Origin of the sequence: Mesobacillus zeae (assembly GCF_003570705.1) — a bacterium.
In the GTDB taxonomy this organism is placed as follows: domain Bacteria; phylum Bacillota; class Bacilli; order Bacillales; family Cytobacillaceae; genus Mesobacillus_C; species Mesobacillus_C zeae.
Map to the genome: position 1 here is coordinate 19152 of NZ_QWVT01000010.1, position 13291 is coordinate 32442.

Sequence of the window (13291 nt, forward strand, 5' to 3'; positions counted from 1 at the left end):
AGTCCTCACCTCTATTTACAAAAAATATGCTTCCCAATCCTTTTAATTTGCGGCCTGCTCCAAATCCATGCGCTCGTTGCTGTATCCGGGTTGAAATAATAAATGGCATTACCTGTTGGATCCCAGCCATTTAATGCATCAAGAACAGCTTTTTTGGAAGTTTCATTTGGCGTAAGCCATATCTGGCCATCGGCAACAGCTGTGAAAGCTCTAGGTTCAAAAATGACGCCAGATATTGTACTCGGAAATGATGAGCTCTGCATCCTGTTGATAATAACGGCAGCTACAGCAACCTGACCAATGTATGGTTCACCTCTCGCTTCTCCATGAACGGCGTTTGACATCAGCTGTATATCATTTTTCGAGAAACCCTTCGGCACATTGGAGGCTGTTACCTTTGACTGAGGGGCTTTTTTGGCAGCAGTATTCCCTTTGTACATACGGCTTTTGACGCTTTTTGCGTCGTACTTTGAAGCCTTAGCCAATTTCTGCTTTGTTTTCGAGCCGGCAATCCCGTCAACCGGGAGCCCGAACTTCTGCTGAAAATTCCGGAGCGCCCAGTAGGTTCCCCAGCCAAACACACCATCTACTTTTCCTTTATAGTACCCAAGGTGCTCCAGCCTTGCCTGAAGCTCAATCACATCATCTCCTACTGCCCCCTTCTGGATCACCTGGTTTGAGAACGCTTCGCTCCTGTGTTCTCCTCCGGTTAAAGGCACCACCACTGTGAGCAGCGTGCAAACAGCGAGTATTTTAATAAACGAATGGATGCTTCTCATGATTACCCCCCAAAAAATCTAGACTTTGATTGTCTCTATTTTTTGCCAAGAGATAACTTTTATACAGGCAAAAATAAAACCCCTTCATTTCTCGGAAATGAAGGGGCTTTTAAATAATGTATTGTTTTCGAAGTGTTTTGTGCTTAAAACCCTTGCTTTTTTCACCTTTACAAGGCCTAGCCACCATAGAAAAACCATAAAAGGAATCATTGGTGTCAGCCAATTTTCCAATGTGAATAATATATAATCATAGGAACCATGAAGGAAAATAGGAATCATTAACGAGAGTAATATCCATTTTAATTGGGAATCTCCGGAAAATTTGCCTTTTCCAAGGTAATAGCCCATGATCACACCAAAAAGCGCATGACTTGAAACCGGAAGAAGGGCACGCCCTAACGCGAATTCAAGCCCGTTGGAGAATAGGTAAAATATATTTTCTACCGATGCGAAGCCAAGTGAAACTGACGCACCGTAAACAATTCCATCATAAGGTTCGTCAAAGACGACATGCTTAAAAACCGTGTAATACACGATAAACCACTTGAAAAATTCCTCAAGAAGACCTACATTCAAAAAAGCTTGAGAGAACTCGGACTGGGAGCCAATTTCCGTACTGATAACGTACTGTACGAACATGATAGGAAAGACGAGAAGCGCACCGAAGATAAAAGTTTTAAACACCATCGATAGCGGTTCTGAATCGTACTGGTCCCTTAAATAAAAGTAACTTAGCAATGCCAATCCTGGAGCAATCCCAGCAGCAACTATTCCCAGCATAGGCTGCCCTCTTTTCAATTTGTTTTATTAATCGTATCATGTAATCTATCTATAGAAAGAAAATGGAATTTTATTCACGAAGTGCAATTACGGAGGGAACCAATATGAAAAAAAATATCCTTATCATCCATACAGGCGGTACCATTTCAATGAGCGAAGATACAAGTGGTGCAGTAGCGCCAAGTTCAACGAATCCACTGACTGATAAAGCCGGGGTCCTTTCCGGACTTGCCAACCTCTTTATTGAAGAACCTTTCAATCTACCATCACCACACATCACTCCGAAAGAAATGATGATATTAAAACAGCTTATTGACAACTATGAAAGGAAAGGCGGGATTGACGGAGCTGTCATCACCCATGGCACAGATACTTTGGAAGAAACCGCCTACTTCCTCGATCTTACTGTTCAGGCCGATTTCCCTATCGTTGTAACGGGAGCAATGAGATCGAGCAATGAGATCGGTTCGGATGGACTTTACAATCTTATGTCGGCAATCAGGGTGGCTTCAAGCGTTGAAGCCAGGGGAAAAGGTGTGCTCGTTGTGTTGAATGATGAAATCCATACAGCAGAAAATGTCACGAAAACACATACGAGCAATGTATCTACTTTCCAAAGTCCCCAATACGGTCCGATTGGAATCGTGACAAAAAGAGGGATTTTCTTCCACCATATGCCCGCAAGGCAAGAGGGCTACGATATCGTGGATGTTTCGAAAAAGGCCGTATTGATTAAAGCGCATGCCGGGATGGATTCGTCCCTGCTAATGGCTGTGAAGGGCCTGAAGGTCAACGGAATTGTTATCGAGGCACTTGGGCAAGGTAATCTTCCTCCTGCAGCAATACCCGGCCTGAAGGCTCTTCTTTGCGAAAATATTCCTGTTGTGATTGTTTCCCGCTGTTTCAACGGGATTGTCCAGGATACGTATGGATACGAAGGCGGAGGAAAACAACTCAAAGAAATGGGCGTGATTTTTTCAAACGGGCTGAATGGCCAGAAAGCAAGGATTAAACTTTTAATCGCCCTATCCCAAACGAGTGATATGAGTGAAATAGACCGGATGTTCAGGCTTTAGACTATCTTCAAAAATATTAAAGATTACCTCACCCAGCATACAAGCCTGGATGCGGTAATCTTTCTATAACCTTGAATTTTTCTATGGATGGTTTGTTTACAAATTTGCCCAATACCCCTCGTGCGAATTCTCTCTTCCAGCAATCGTTGAAGCAATTTGTCCTCCATGAAATCGGCCGTTTTCAATAAAAATTTCATTGGCATTATTTCCGGCTGCAATGACACCTGCAATGAAGATTCCCTCCACATTCGTTTCCATTGTCTCGGGGTTATGCACCGGCCTGCCTGTTTCAGGGTCCAGGGCAATACCCATTTTCTCAAGAAACCTGTGGTCTGGATGATATCCTGTCATTGCGAAAACAACATCATTTTTGACGGAATGCCTTTTTCCATTTTGTTCGAAAGAGATAGTCTTATCACTGATTTCAGTGACCGCTGCTTCAAACTCCATTCTGATTGAACCATTTTTGACTAGCGATTCAAACTCAGGCAGTATCCACGGTTTTATGCTGCCTGAATACTCGCTTCCCCGATACAGAACCGTTACCCGCGCTCCGGCTTTCACAAGCTCTATTGCCGCATCCACACTTGAATTCTTGCCTCCGATTACAGCTGCGTCCATATCAAAGAAGGGATGAGCTTCCTTGAAATAATGAAAAACTTTCGGAAGATTTTCGCCGGGAATTTCCATATAGTTTGGATTGTCGTAGTATCCTGTTGCAATGATTACGTATGGTGTCCGGTAATCCTGTTTTTCTGAAACAACTTTAAAAGCTCCGTCCTCTTTTTTAATAGATGTCACTTTTTCATAAGCATGAATACGGATTCCTTCTCTTTTTACAACCTCGCGATAGTAAACAAGGGCCTGGTTTCTCCTTGGCTTATGATCCTCTGTAATGAATGGAATTTCCCCGATCGACAGTTTTTCGCTGCTTGAGAAAAATGTCTGGTGGGTTGGATAATGGTAAATCGCGTTGACAATATTCCCTTTTTCGATGACAAGCGGATTCTTATTGATTTTCTTTAATGCGATTGCCGCTGCAAGTCCGCAGGGTCCAGCGCCGACAATAATGACATCTTCATTTAACTCCATTTGCTTCACTCCCCGGTGAAAATACATTGTTAATTAAAAAATCTCCTATCAATAGTATGATAGGAGATTTTCTCTGCCGGTTCAACATAAGAGCATTTGAAGCGGAAGAATCACACGATCGAAATAGGCCCTGGTATTAAATCCAGCCTCTGAACCTGCTGGCCTCAGCCATTTTACGAACGCCGACCATATAAGCCGCAAGGCGCATGTCCACCCTTCTTGTCTGGGCAGTTTCGTAAATATTTTCGAACGACTTAACCATTACTTTTTCAAGTTTTTCTTCTACTTCTTCTTCAGTCCAGTAATAACCCTGATTGTTCTGAACCCACTCAAAGTAGGAAACAGTTACTCCACCAGCTGAAGCAAGCACGTCAGGAACCAACAGGATTCCCCGGTCTGTCAGGATCCTCGTTGCTTCAAGCGTTGTCGGGCCATTTGCCGCTTCGACGACAATGCCCGCACGGATATTGTGTGCATTCTCTTCGGTAATTTGGTTTTCAATTGCTGCCGGTACTAGGATATCGCAGTCTAATTCCAAAAGTTCTTTGTTGGTCAATGTATTATTGAAAAGCTTGGTTACAGTACCGAAGCTGTCGCGGCGGTCAAGGAGATAATCTATATCCAGACCATTAGGATCATGAAGGGCGCCATAAGCATCTGAAATACCGACTACTTTTGCCCCGGCATCATGCATGAACTTCGAGAGATAGCTTCCTGCGTTGCCAAACCCCTGGACCACTACTCTTGCACCTTCAATTTCAATTCCTTTTTTCTTCGCTGCTTCTCGTATACAAAGGGTTACACCTTTAGCTGTAGCAGATTCCCTGCCGTGAGAACCGCCGAGCACTAGCGGCTTACCTGTTATAAAACCTGGCGAATTGAATTCGTCAATCCGGCTGTACTCATCCATCATCCATGCCATAATTTGCGAGTTTGTAAAGACATCCGGTGCAGGTATATCCTTCGTCGGGCCGACGATTTGGCTGATTGCACGGACATAGCCCCGGCTAAGACGCTCTAATTCTCTGAAACTCATATCACGCGGATCACAGATAATGCCACCTTTACCCCCACCATATGGAAGGTCAACAATCCCACATTTTAAACTCATCCATATTGAGAGCGCTTTAACTTCCCTTTCAGTGACATTTGGGTGGAACCTGATTCCTCCCTTTGTCGGACCAACTGCATCATTATGCTGCGCCCGGTAGCCAGTAAAGACTTTAACAGAACCGTCATCCATTTTAACAGGTATTTTGACTGTCATCATTCTGAGAGGCTCTTTCAAAAGCTCGTATACCTCTTCAGGGTACCCAAGTCTCTCCAGCGCCTTATGAATCACTGTTTGGGTGGATCGTAAGACGTCATGTTGGTCTTCATTGTGCTGATTTTCATTACCGTTTGCGGCTACCATTATTAATAAACCTCCTAAATCACTTGCGGTTGTTGTCTGCTTTCATGACATAGTATACACCTTTGGTTTTTTTATGCAAGGATAAATAATACTTTTCCGCATTTTTCGATTACTTTGTGAAAACGCTCTCAAACTTGACCCTATCTTTGTTTGCAAACACCTTTATATCTGGCTTGAAGGAACTTTCTGGCAATATCGTCTTGATCCTTATAACCGTTTATACATTTTTTTAGAATAATAATAAAAAAAAGCGGATGGCTCCGCTTTTTTATTGAAAATATTGTACAAGTGTTTCCACTGCACTTCCCTCAATGATCACTTTCCCGTATTCGGCAAGGCGATGGATACTGAAAATGGATGGATCTCCATATTCCGCCATCAAAGCAACAATTTTTCCCTGTTCTGGCAGTTCGCTGTCCATCTCAACATAATACGTATTTTCAAAGCTGTATAAAGTTCCGCCAGTTACGCCAGCTTGGAAAAGCCTTGAAGCCAAACTGAGCACATCCTCGAAATGGGCAAATTCGAAAAGAATGACTTCACAGCCTTCCATTTTCACTTGCATTTCAATTATACCTTCATCAAGTTCATCTTCCTCGGTATTTTGCTCCCCCATTGTGACAATCATAACCATTCCCTGAGCCTGGAGAGAAAAAATTTCAACAGCAACCGAACCAACAAAGTCCAACCCGAATTCATCACTTGCTTCTTCAAGCATATCCTGGAAGAGTTGCTGCCACTTTAATGAATCCTTCCATATATCTTCTTTTGTCAGCCCTCTGTCCGAGAGATCGTCAGAGGTAAGGAAAATTTTTATTTTGTTAAATGTCAATCGTTCTAAGCGCATTTAATATGCCCCCTGCCATCACCAAAGCTCTTGTTTTTTAGTTTATGAAATAATTGCTGGATGGTGAGCTTTAATCCCTTAGTCCATTTGTTTCTTTAGCCAGTCTTCCCATTCGCTTTTCCCCGAACCGACAATATGGCCGCTTATAGCCTTTTTCTTTTCGGCGGGCAGCGAGTCAGCAGCTGCTCCCCCCAGGCCTATGGAGAGAGAGGCGTACTTGAGCGTAAGGCCGGCAATTGTATCAATGGCGGCAGACAGGTTGCTTTCCATCGTACAGGAAAGGAAAAGAAACTTTGGTTTTACCGTATCGATTACAACCTCTATATCCTGGTCCGCAAGGCTTTCTCCAAGGTATATAACCTCGAAACCTTTACGTCTTAAAAACAGCGTGAAAATCAACAGGCCGAGCTGGTGTCTTTCCCCCGGGCCGCAAACAGCCACAGCTTTAGGGAGAAGCGAATGATGTAAAAAAGAATATGAGAGGTTTTCAATTCTTGTCCTAAGGAAAGATGAAGCAAAGTGCTCGTGTGCAGTTGTGATCTCCCCTTTTTCCCATTGGGCTCCAACCCTGACGAGAAGCGGGCCTAGAATTCCCATCACTGTTTTATCTATCGTAAAAAGGCTGAATGCCTGATTGAGAAGTTCATTGGCCTCCATTTCATTAAAAGACATAAGCGCACGAAAAATCCTGTCTCCAAGTTCTTCCGCTTTGTCTTTAACCGCAGCATTTTCATCTCCGGTTTCATCATCTGGATTCTCGAGCAGAGCCGCTGCCTGGCTGATGGTAAATCCCTGATTGACCTTCGAAATCAGCCACCTCAGTACTTTGATATGTTCATCTGTATACAGCCGGTGCCCTGCTTCACTTCTTGGCGGGGCTATGATTTTATAGCGACGTTCCCATGCCCTGAGCGTGCCGGGCTGTATGCCAAGCATTTTGGAAACCGCTTTGATATTATAGATTCCCTCGCCTTGTCCCATCTTCAAACCTCCGTGTCCAAGTACTCTATTGATTATAAACAACGGAGTAGGTCGTGTAAATTTTGAATCTGCTTGGCATTACCCGTGCTTCAATGTGATTAAATGTGTTTCAGCCTTTGCTCCGAGCCGCAAAGGAATAAGCGTCGTTCCATATCCGTTGCTAACAAAACAGCTTACAGGGCCTGCTTCCTTCAGCCCGCCTTTTTCGTACGGCCCATAATTGAAGATCCTGATTTGGCCTCCATGTGTATGACCGGACAAAATCAGCCTGATGCCGCTCCCCTCTTCGATTGAAGAACTGATCCCGGGGTTGTGGCAGGCAAGAATCCTGAAAGGGACATTCCCTGCATCTTCGAGCGCATATTCAAGCTGGCACCTTCCAGCAGTAAGGTCGTCAACCCCAAGAAGGGCAAATGCATCCCCTGCGGCTGATTCAAACTTTACTGCAGTGTTATCAAGAATCTTAACACCGAGGCTTAGCAGCAAAGCATCCATCTCATGGGGATCAAGTTCATAATCATTATTTCCCCAAACGAAATATACAGGTGCAATTTCCTTTAGCTTTTTGATGTTTTCCTCCACACGGCTAAAATGCACCCCTTTTTCAGCCAAGTCCCCCCCAATCAGGACAATGTCAGCCAAGCCTTTTGCATGTTCAATGATCGAAGCTGATACTTTCCTCCGATGTATGTCTGTAATAAAGAATATCGTAACATCCCCAAAACTAGATGGGAAATCCGGAAATACAAACGTCTCAGTCATCACTCTGTCGGCAAATGCTTCGCGAAGCATGTAAAAGGCTAGCGCAACTGCTGCAATAAGCATCACCATCGTCACCATCATAAAAATCCCCATTTTCCTCCTGCCAATAAATAAAATTTATAGAAATCATACCACGCAACAACAAGAAACAAAAATATAACCACGGCATCTTTCCATGAGAAAAACAAAAGCCCCCATACATGCGAGCATTGGGGGCTGAGAGATGAAGTTTAATTGTCCTCGTTGATATCAAGAATGCGGAAACCCGACTGTTCCAGTTTGTCTACGAATCGGTCTACATTGTCTTTCTTCTCAATTTTCATCACAATTCGTCGGACTAGCTTATCCGTTTCATCGAAAGTGACGAGTGAAATGATATGTTCATGAAACTGGTGGGCTATTTCAGCGAGCCTGGCAATTCTTCCTTCCGTCTCGACAGATGTAAATGCAATGCGGACACCTTTCTGTCTCAGTCCAAAAGCACTTTCGAATTGTTCAAGCACATCCGCTCTTGTTACAACTCCCAGAAAGTTCTTCTCCTCAGTGACAACAGCAAGAAGGGGGAAATCTTTCAATTCAAGCAAGGTAGATTCAAATATCTCGGTGCCGGTTAAATACTTGTCACCGTTAACAGCTACATCGATTGCTTTTGTATTAACAAGGTATTCATCTTTTTCCATTCCTGAATCGAAGAAGCCTTTTAAAATGCCGTATCTTGTGACAACGCCTGAATATACGTCACCATCAAGGACTGGAAGGGCATCTATTTTGAATTCTTCCAGTTTTTCGAGAGCTTGTTCCAGTGAATCATTATTCTGGATGGTCATGCATTTATACTTAGGAATCATGATACTTTTGACAAACATCCCATTCACCTCTATCGATTATGTCCTTACATGTTTATATTTCGACAATAAACTTAATTCTCCTGCATGCCCGATCATTTTTCTTCTAAAAAAGAAGGGATTGTTACTTATTTTCATGATAAAGGTTAATATCATATAAATCTTTCATCATTTCGAAGACTAGATGGCGATTTTTCCATTCATCTTCTTTTTTCCATAAGTCTTTGCTTTTATCAATAATTTCACACCGCAATGCATGAAACTCAGCTTCTGCTTTTTCTTTTTTATTTTTCAGAAGGTTCATCAGCCCGAATAGTCCCGCTGTAGCGGCAAGGCCATATAAATTTATCGATGAAGCAACATAAACTGAGAAAATTTCATACATGGAATATGCGTGCGGTTCAATTACAGAGTTAAAAATATAAAGGAAATAAATTGTCGCAACCAACAGGAAAACCATAATTGACAATTGATGCCGGCCTTTCAAGCCGTCAAATTTTCTTTTTTTGGCGACTACATTTGCAAGCATTTTTTTTGTTGCATGGTCTGTCCTGTCGTCAAGCATATTAATGGAAGTTTCCACGCTACCCCTCCTCTGCTTGTAAATATATGAGCCTGACAATCTTCCTATGAACAAAATAAACGCAGCCTTCTCGGCTACGTTCTGTCTATTCTTCCTGCACTGGAATGACCAATACCTGTCCGGCATATATTTCATCCGTCTGAAGCTTGTTGGCTTCCCTGATGTACCCGATCCCCTGCTCTGAGTGATAGTATTGCATAGCAATAAGAAAAAGCGTCTCACTTGGCTTGACGGTATGATAGATGTTTTTTTTCTGCCCTGAAGAATCTTCCTTGTTTTCGGCAGGATCCTGTGTCAAGGAAGATGCCATTTCGGTTTCAACTGGTGCATAGCCAGTTGAATCTGCAGCGTCCTCACTATTGCTGCTTCCCATTCCATCCCGGCTTTCATCTTCCTTGCTGTCTTCAGCATTTTTGGGGGTTTCCTTGTTTTCAAGTCTGATATCCTCAAACCCACCTGAGTTTGCAGGAACATCATCCGGTCTGCCCTCCTTCCCACTGAGGTAAGTATTCGCACTTATGATCGACACGATGAGGAGGATAAAGAACAACACCAGCATCCGTATAACAGGATATTTCAGTTTGAATTTGACTTTATGCTTTTTTGGGTCATGGTGCCTGTTTCTTGGAGGCAAAGCATTTAATGACTCTGTCTCGGGCTTTTTGGTTCTGTCGATCTTTTTGCGCAATCTTTCAGCCTGGTCCCTGTATGGGGCTTCCTTATTCATTGAACATCCCTTCCTGTTTGCCGGTTTTCTTTAAGCATATGGAAATGCCAAGCAGAAAATCAATCAAAAAATGCATGGTAACTGTGACAGCCAAATTTTCAGTTTTCAAGTAAATAAAACCGATGAAAAAACTCAGCACCATAATGTTAAGGAATAAAAACCATTTGAACAAATAACGGTAGTGGACCAGTGCAAAAATGACGCTTGATACAATCAGGCCAAAACTCGTCTGAATGACACCCCTAAACAGGATCTCTTCACCAAACGCAACAAAAAGTGCGATGAAGGCCACTTCCGGTACTGTTCTATTGCGAAAAATCTTTTCATTCAGTCCACCGTCATCATACAGATCTGGCGGAAGAATTTTCATCAATAAAAGATCTGCAAGCACTACGGCTATTCCTGCTGCAAGGCCGACCATGAGAATGGCTGGGTCATCCCACTTGAATAACCCTAAAAATTGCCCCAGGCTGTCAAAGAGTACGATACCTAAAAGAAGAGATACTATTAACAAAAGGACTTGCGTTGTGTATAAATGGAAAAGCAATTCTTTATCTGTTAGTCCCTTTATAAGCTGAGAATATTTATTTTTCATAATGTGCCGCCCGTTTGTTGTAATAGAATTGAAGATAGTTCTGTCTTCCAGTCATATTGGACTGATTTTTTTTCGGTGTTGCCTGACCTTGCAAACAAATCTGCCGATATCCCGCAAAAGCTGCAGCAGTCTTTAGTATTTACATCGGCTTGTTCCCCGAAATATTGAAGCAGAAACTCTCTTTTGCATCCAGGATGATTTATCCAGTCTATCATCTTGTTTATTTTTCGGTTCTTGATTTGCAGCCTGCTTTCTGAATATCCAATAAGTCGATCCTTGATCAATGTTTCGGCATTTCCAGCAATCCTTATAATAAAATCCAATGTAAACCGCCATTGAATTTCAGAAAAACCGCATGAGGTGACAAGCAACTCCTCATGCTTTTGCATATCAGAGGTTTCAATCGCATGCTGCTTCATTAAATAAAAGAGACGCTCAATCTGGGTCTTATCGGGCAGTTCCGCTTCAGCGAGCTGATAACTAAGATGTTCATCGCCTAGGGCATAAAGCATTATGGCGATGCTGGCTTTATTATCCCTGCCTGCCCTTCCAATTTCCTGGACATATGATTCAATATCAAGCGGCATGTGAAAATGAAGAATAAACCTTACATCCTGCTTGTTGATTCCCATCCCGAATGCACTCGTTGCACAAATGACATCAAGCTGCCCGTTAATAAACTGCTGCTGAATCAATATCCGGCTTTCCTGGTCCAGCCCGCCATGATAGGCCATTGCGTTCACCCCATCCTGCCTGAGAAGGACGGCAAGCTCTTCAGCTTTTCTTTTACTTGAAAAATATACAATTCCGGGCCCTTTTAGGCTGCCTGCCAAAGAAAGCGCACGGGAGACTTTGTCCTCACGGCAGATTTTTTCCACCATAATCGAAATCCCCGGCCTGTCTACCGAAAAAACGATCTCTTTCCAGGTTTCGAGGTCCAGCTGAGCTGCGATGTCCTTTCTGACCTCTTCAGTGGCGGTTGCTGTCAGGGCAAGTGTCAGAGGATTCCCAAGCAACTTTCGCACGCCGCCAAGCTTTAAATAATCTGGCCGGAAGTCATAGCCCCACTGCGAAATACAATGTGCCTCGTCAACAACAAAAAGACTGATGTTAAGGTTTTTCAGTTTTGAAATCACTATTTCTGTCCCAAGCATTTCAGGTGAAATAAAAATAAATTTATAAAATGACAAGTTTGAGAGAACTTGGTTTTTTTGTAAAGGTGACAAAAAAGAATTCAGCGCAACGGTCCTTTTTTCCCCTCTTGCTTTCAACTGTTCAACCTGGTCGTGCATTAGTGAAAGCAAAGGGGAAACAATCAGTACTGCCCCCTCCGCCAAATAGCCTGGCAACTGAAAGCACAGCGACTTTCCCGTACCGGTGGGAAGCATGCTGATTGTGTGCGAACCACCGAGAACCGACTCAATTGTTTCTGCCTGTCCGGGCCTGAAGTCTTTGTAGGAAAAATATTTTTCTAAAGCGGTACCTAATTCCATTAGCGCCCACCCATCCTCGCTAAAACAAGCCTAATTTCGAAGTAATTAGCATCTTCCACGCGATCCCGGATTTCTTTCAATCTCCTTACAGGGATTTTATCGGCCGCTTCCATAATTCTCGCTTCTTTCTCAGGAGACACATAGGCTGAAATAGAAAATTCTTTTACATTTAAAGCTATTTCTACAATATGGTCTTCAATTGTATTGCCTTTTAAATTGCGCATGGATGCAATTTGGTCAGGAGTATAGCCTTTTTCCAGCAGTAAAAATGTTTTTTCCGCAGATAAGGTAAATGGAGATGCCTGCCTGCCATCGCTTGCAGCAGCCGCCAATATTGAGAGTGTGGATTTATTCTCAGCGACTGTTCCAAGAAGATAATGAAGGATATTCAGGAATTCCAGCTGATAGTGGTGGTGATCAAGGCCAGCCTCATCTGCAGCCTGAAGGGATGTGAGTCCGATCCTGCTATATCCCGTCAGCCTCCTGACCAAAAGGGCCGGGTCGATGCCTTCCTCTTTTTCAAAGCAAAAGACGAGTTCAGAATAGAGATTCTTCGCAATGTCGGCTCTGCCTTCTTTTCTTTTTCCAAGAAAAGTCTTTACCCAGTTCAAGGTTTCCTGCCGGCTCTGGACTGGTATGTATTCTTTATGATGGTATACTAGGTTGGAGCAGACTTGGACAAGAAGAGTCAGCCGTTCCCAAAATACACCTGTAAGGTGATGATATTTCAAACCATCCAAGTATTTTGGCAGCGGGTATTGTTTCAAGCTGTGTGCCAGGGTCGCTGTTCCCTGTTCGGTCAGTTGCCATGTATCATCAGACTGCCTGGAAATGTGGCCGCCTGCACCAAGCTGCTCAGCAAGCTTGGCTATTTCCTTCCTTTCAATGGTCGGAAACACATAAAAAAAAGGTGTAAGTCCAAAAAAATGTGCATCTTGTATCGTTTGAGCAGACTTTTTCCCCTGAAACAAATGGTACAGAGAGTAAATCGTCCGCTCGCCATTTAATTTATGGAGACAGTTAAGAAAGATAGCTTCGAGAAAAGTAATTTCCATACAACCACCTTTTATCCTGCATGAATGTTTAACTAACAGCGTAAAATGAGACAAAAAAGATTCAGCTTCATTTTATCATGAAACCAATGGTTGGATACGTTAATTTATTGATTTTAAGGGCAGCTCTTCCTTCTGTGATAAGCATTCTCAATACTTTTTTTATTGAAAAGTTAGCCACGCAGATTTACAATGAATATTAGGGTTGGGGTTTTCACAATTCCGTAACGAAAACGAAACAAAACTGTATGAACTCAGGAGGTTT

14 protein-coding genes are annotated in these 13291 nt (G+C 42.9%); 1 reads left to right on the forward strand and 13 read right to left on the reverse strand.

The features are described from left to right. Positions 1 to 11: 11 nt before the first annotated feature. Both sleB and prsW read right to left on the reverse strand, forming a co-directional pair. Positions 12 to 779, reverse strand: a complete 768-nt coding sequence (gene sleB / locus D1970_RS05150; protein WP_119111825.1) for a spore cortex-lytic enzyme — start codon at positions 777 to 779, stop codon at positions 12 to 14. Between the two features lie 84 nt (positions 780 to 863). Next, a complete protein-coding gene (prsW, locus tag D1970_RS05155; protein ID WP_119111826.1) occupies positions 864 to 1559 on the reverse strand; it encodes a glutamic-type intramembrane protease PrsW in 696 nt (231 codons plus the stop codon). A gap of 104 nt (positions 1560 to 1663) precedes the next feature. Here prsW and D1970_RS05160 point away from each other — a divergent pair, with 104 nt between their 5' ends. Continuing rightward, positions 1664 to 2635, forward strand: a complete 972-nt coding sequence (locus D1970_RS05160) for an asparaginase (protein WP_119111827.1) — start codon at positions 1664 to 1666, stop codon at positions 2633 to 2635. A gap of 96 nt (positions 2636 to 2731) precedes the next feature. Here D1970_RS05160 and D1970_RS05165 read toward each other — a convergent pair whose 3' ends face one another. The 11 genes from D1970_RS05165 to D1970_RS05215 form a co-directional block, all read right to left on the reverse strand. Next, entirely contained in the window at positions 2732 to 3727 is a 996-nt protein-coding gene (locus tag D1970_RS05165; protein ID WP_119111828.1) for a YpdA family putative bacillithiol disulfide reductase, read from the reverse strand. A 136-nt stretch (positions 3728 to 3863) separates the two neighbouring features. Then, the gene (locus tag D1970_RS05170; protein ID WP_119111829.1) at positions 3864 to 5141 is read right to left on the reverse strand and encodes a Glu/Leu/Phe/Val family dehydrogenase; all 1278 of its coding nucleotides are present in this window, start codon (positions 5139 to 5141) and stop codon (positions 3864 to 3866) included. Between the two features lie 268 nt (positions 5142 to 5409). Further along, positions 5410 to 5988: a genetic competence negative regulator gene (locus tag D1970_RS05175; protein ID WP_119111830.1), complete on the reverse strand. Its 579-nt coding sequence runs from the start codon at positions 5986 to 5988 to the stop codon at positions 5410 to 5412. A 78-nt stretch (positions 5989 to 6066) separates the two neighbouring features. Further along, complete coding sequence (locus tag D1970_RS05180) at positions 6067 to 6969, reverse strand: MerR family transcriptional regulator (protein WP_119111831.1); 903 nt, start codon at positions 6967 to 6969, stop codon at positions 6067 to 6069. A 78-nt stretch (positions 6970 to 7047) separates the two neighbouring features. Then, entirely contained in the window at positions 7048 to 7824 is a 777-nt protein-coding gene (locus D1970_RS05185; protein WP_246370257.1) for a metallophosphoesterase, read from the reverse strand. A gap of 137 nt (positions 7825 to 7961) precedes the next feature. Then, positions 7962 to 8597: a CBS domain-containing protein gene (locus D1970_RS05190; protein ID WP_119111832.1), complete on the reverse strand. Its 636-nt coding sequence runs from the start codon at positions 8595 to 8597 to the stop codon at positions 7962 to 7964. A 103-nt stretch (positions 8598 to 8700) separates the two neighbouring features. Then, on the reverse strand, positions 8701 to 9159 hold the full coding sequence (locus D1970_RS05195; protein WP_119111833.1) for a YpbF family protein: 459 nt from the start codon (positions 9157 to 9159) through the stop codon (positions 8701 to 8703). 85 nt (positions 9160 to 9244) lie between these two features. Next, a complete protein-coding gene (locus D1970_RS05200) occupies positions 9245 to 9886 on the reverse strand; it encodes a LysM peptidoglycan-binding domain-containing protein (RefSeq protein WP_119111834.1) in 642 nt (213 codons plus the stop codon). Continuing rightward, positions 9879 to 10481 carry a CPBP family intramembrane glutamic endopeptidase gene (locus tag D1970_RS05205; RefSeq protein ID WP_119111835.1) on the reverse strand — a complete coding sequence of 201 codons (603 nt, stop codon included), beginning with the start codon at positions 10479 to 10481 and terminating at the stop codon, positions 9879 to 9881. Before D1970_RS05205 ends, D1970_RS05200 begins: the two co-directional genes overlap by 8 nt. Next, entirely contained in the window at positions 10478 to 11974 is a 1497-nt protein-coding gene (locus tag D1970_RS05210) for a RecQ family ATP-dependent DNA helicase (protein ID WP_119111836.1), read from the reverse strand. The genes D1970_RS05205 and D1970_RS05210 overlap by 4 nt, the downstream gene beginning before the upstream one ends. Further along, complete coding sequence (locus tag D1970_RS05215) at positions 11974 to 13029, reverse strand: YpbB family protein (RefSeq protein ID WP_119111837.1); 1056 nt, start codon at positions 13027 to 13029, stop codon at positions 11974 to 11976. Before D1970_RS05215 ends, D1970_RS05210 begins: the two co-directional genes overlap by 1 nt. Positions 13030 to 13291 lie beyond the last annotated feature (262 nt).

Bases quoted from the DNA above. Each gene is read 5' to 3' on its own strand.
- sleB (WP_119111825.1), bottom strand. From the start codon at position 779: ATGAGAAGCATCCATTCGTTTATTAAAATACTCGCTGTTTGCACGCTG.
- prsW (WP_119111826.1), bottom strand. From the start codon at position 1,559: ATGCTGGGAATAGTTGCTGCTGGGATTGCTCCAGGATTGGCATTGCTA.
- D1970_RS05160 (WP_119111827.1), top strand. From the start codon at position 1,664: ATGAAAAAAAATATCCTTATCATCCATACAGGCGGTACCATTTCAATG.
- D1970_RS05165 (WP_119111828.1), bottom strand. From the start codon at position 3,727: ATGGAGTTAAATGAAGATGTCATTATTGTCGGCGCTGGACCCTGCGGA.
- D1970_RS05170 (WP_119111829.1), bottom strand. From the start codon at position 5,141: ATGGTAGCCGCAAACGGTAATGAAAATCAGCACAATGAAGACCAACAT.
- D1970_RS05175 (WP_119111830.1), bottom strand. From the start codon at position 5,988: ATGCGCTTAGAACGATTGACATTTAACAAAATAAAAATTTTCCTTACC.
- D1970_RS05180 (WP_119111831.1), bottom strand. From the start codon at position 6,969: ATGGGACAAGGCGAGGGAATCTATAATATCAAAGCGGTTTCCAAAATG.
- D1970_RS05185 (WP_246370257.1), bottom strand. From the start codon at position 7,824: ATGGGGATTTTTATGATGGTGACGATGGTGATGCTTATTGCAGCAGTT.
- D1970_RS05190 (WP_119111832.1), bottom strand. From the start codon at position 8,597: ATGTTTGTCAAAAGTATCATGATTCCTAAGTATAAATGCATGACCATC.
- D1970_RS05200 (WP_119111834.1), bottom strand. From the start codon at position 9,886: ATGAATAAGGAAGCCCCATACAGGGACCAGGCTGAAAGATTGCGCAAA.
- D1970_RS05205 (WP_119111835.1), bottom strand. From the start codon at position 10,481: ATGAAAAATAAATATTCTCAGCTTATAAAGGGACTAACAGATAAAGAA.
- D1970_RS05210 (WP_119111836.1), bottom strand. From the start codon at position 11,974: ATGGAATTAGGTACCGCTTTAGAAAAATATTTTTCCTACAAAGACTTC.
- D1970_RS05215 (WP_119111837.1), bottom strand. From the start codon at position 13,029: ATGGAAATTACTTTTCTCGAAGCTATCTTTCTTAACTGTCTCCATAAA.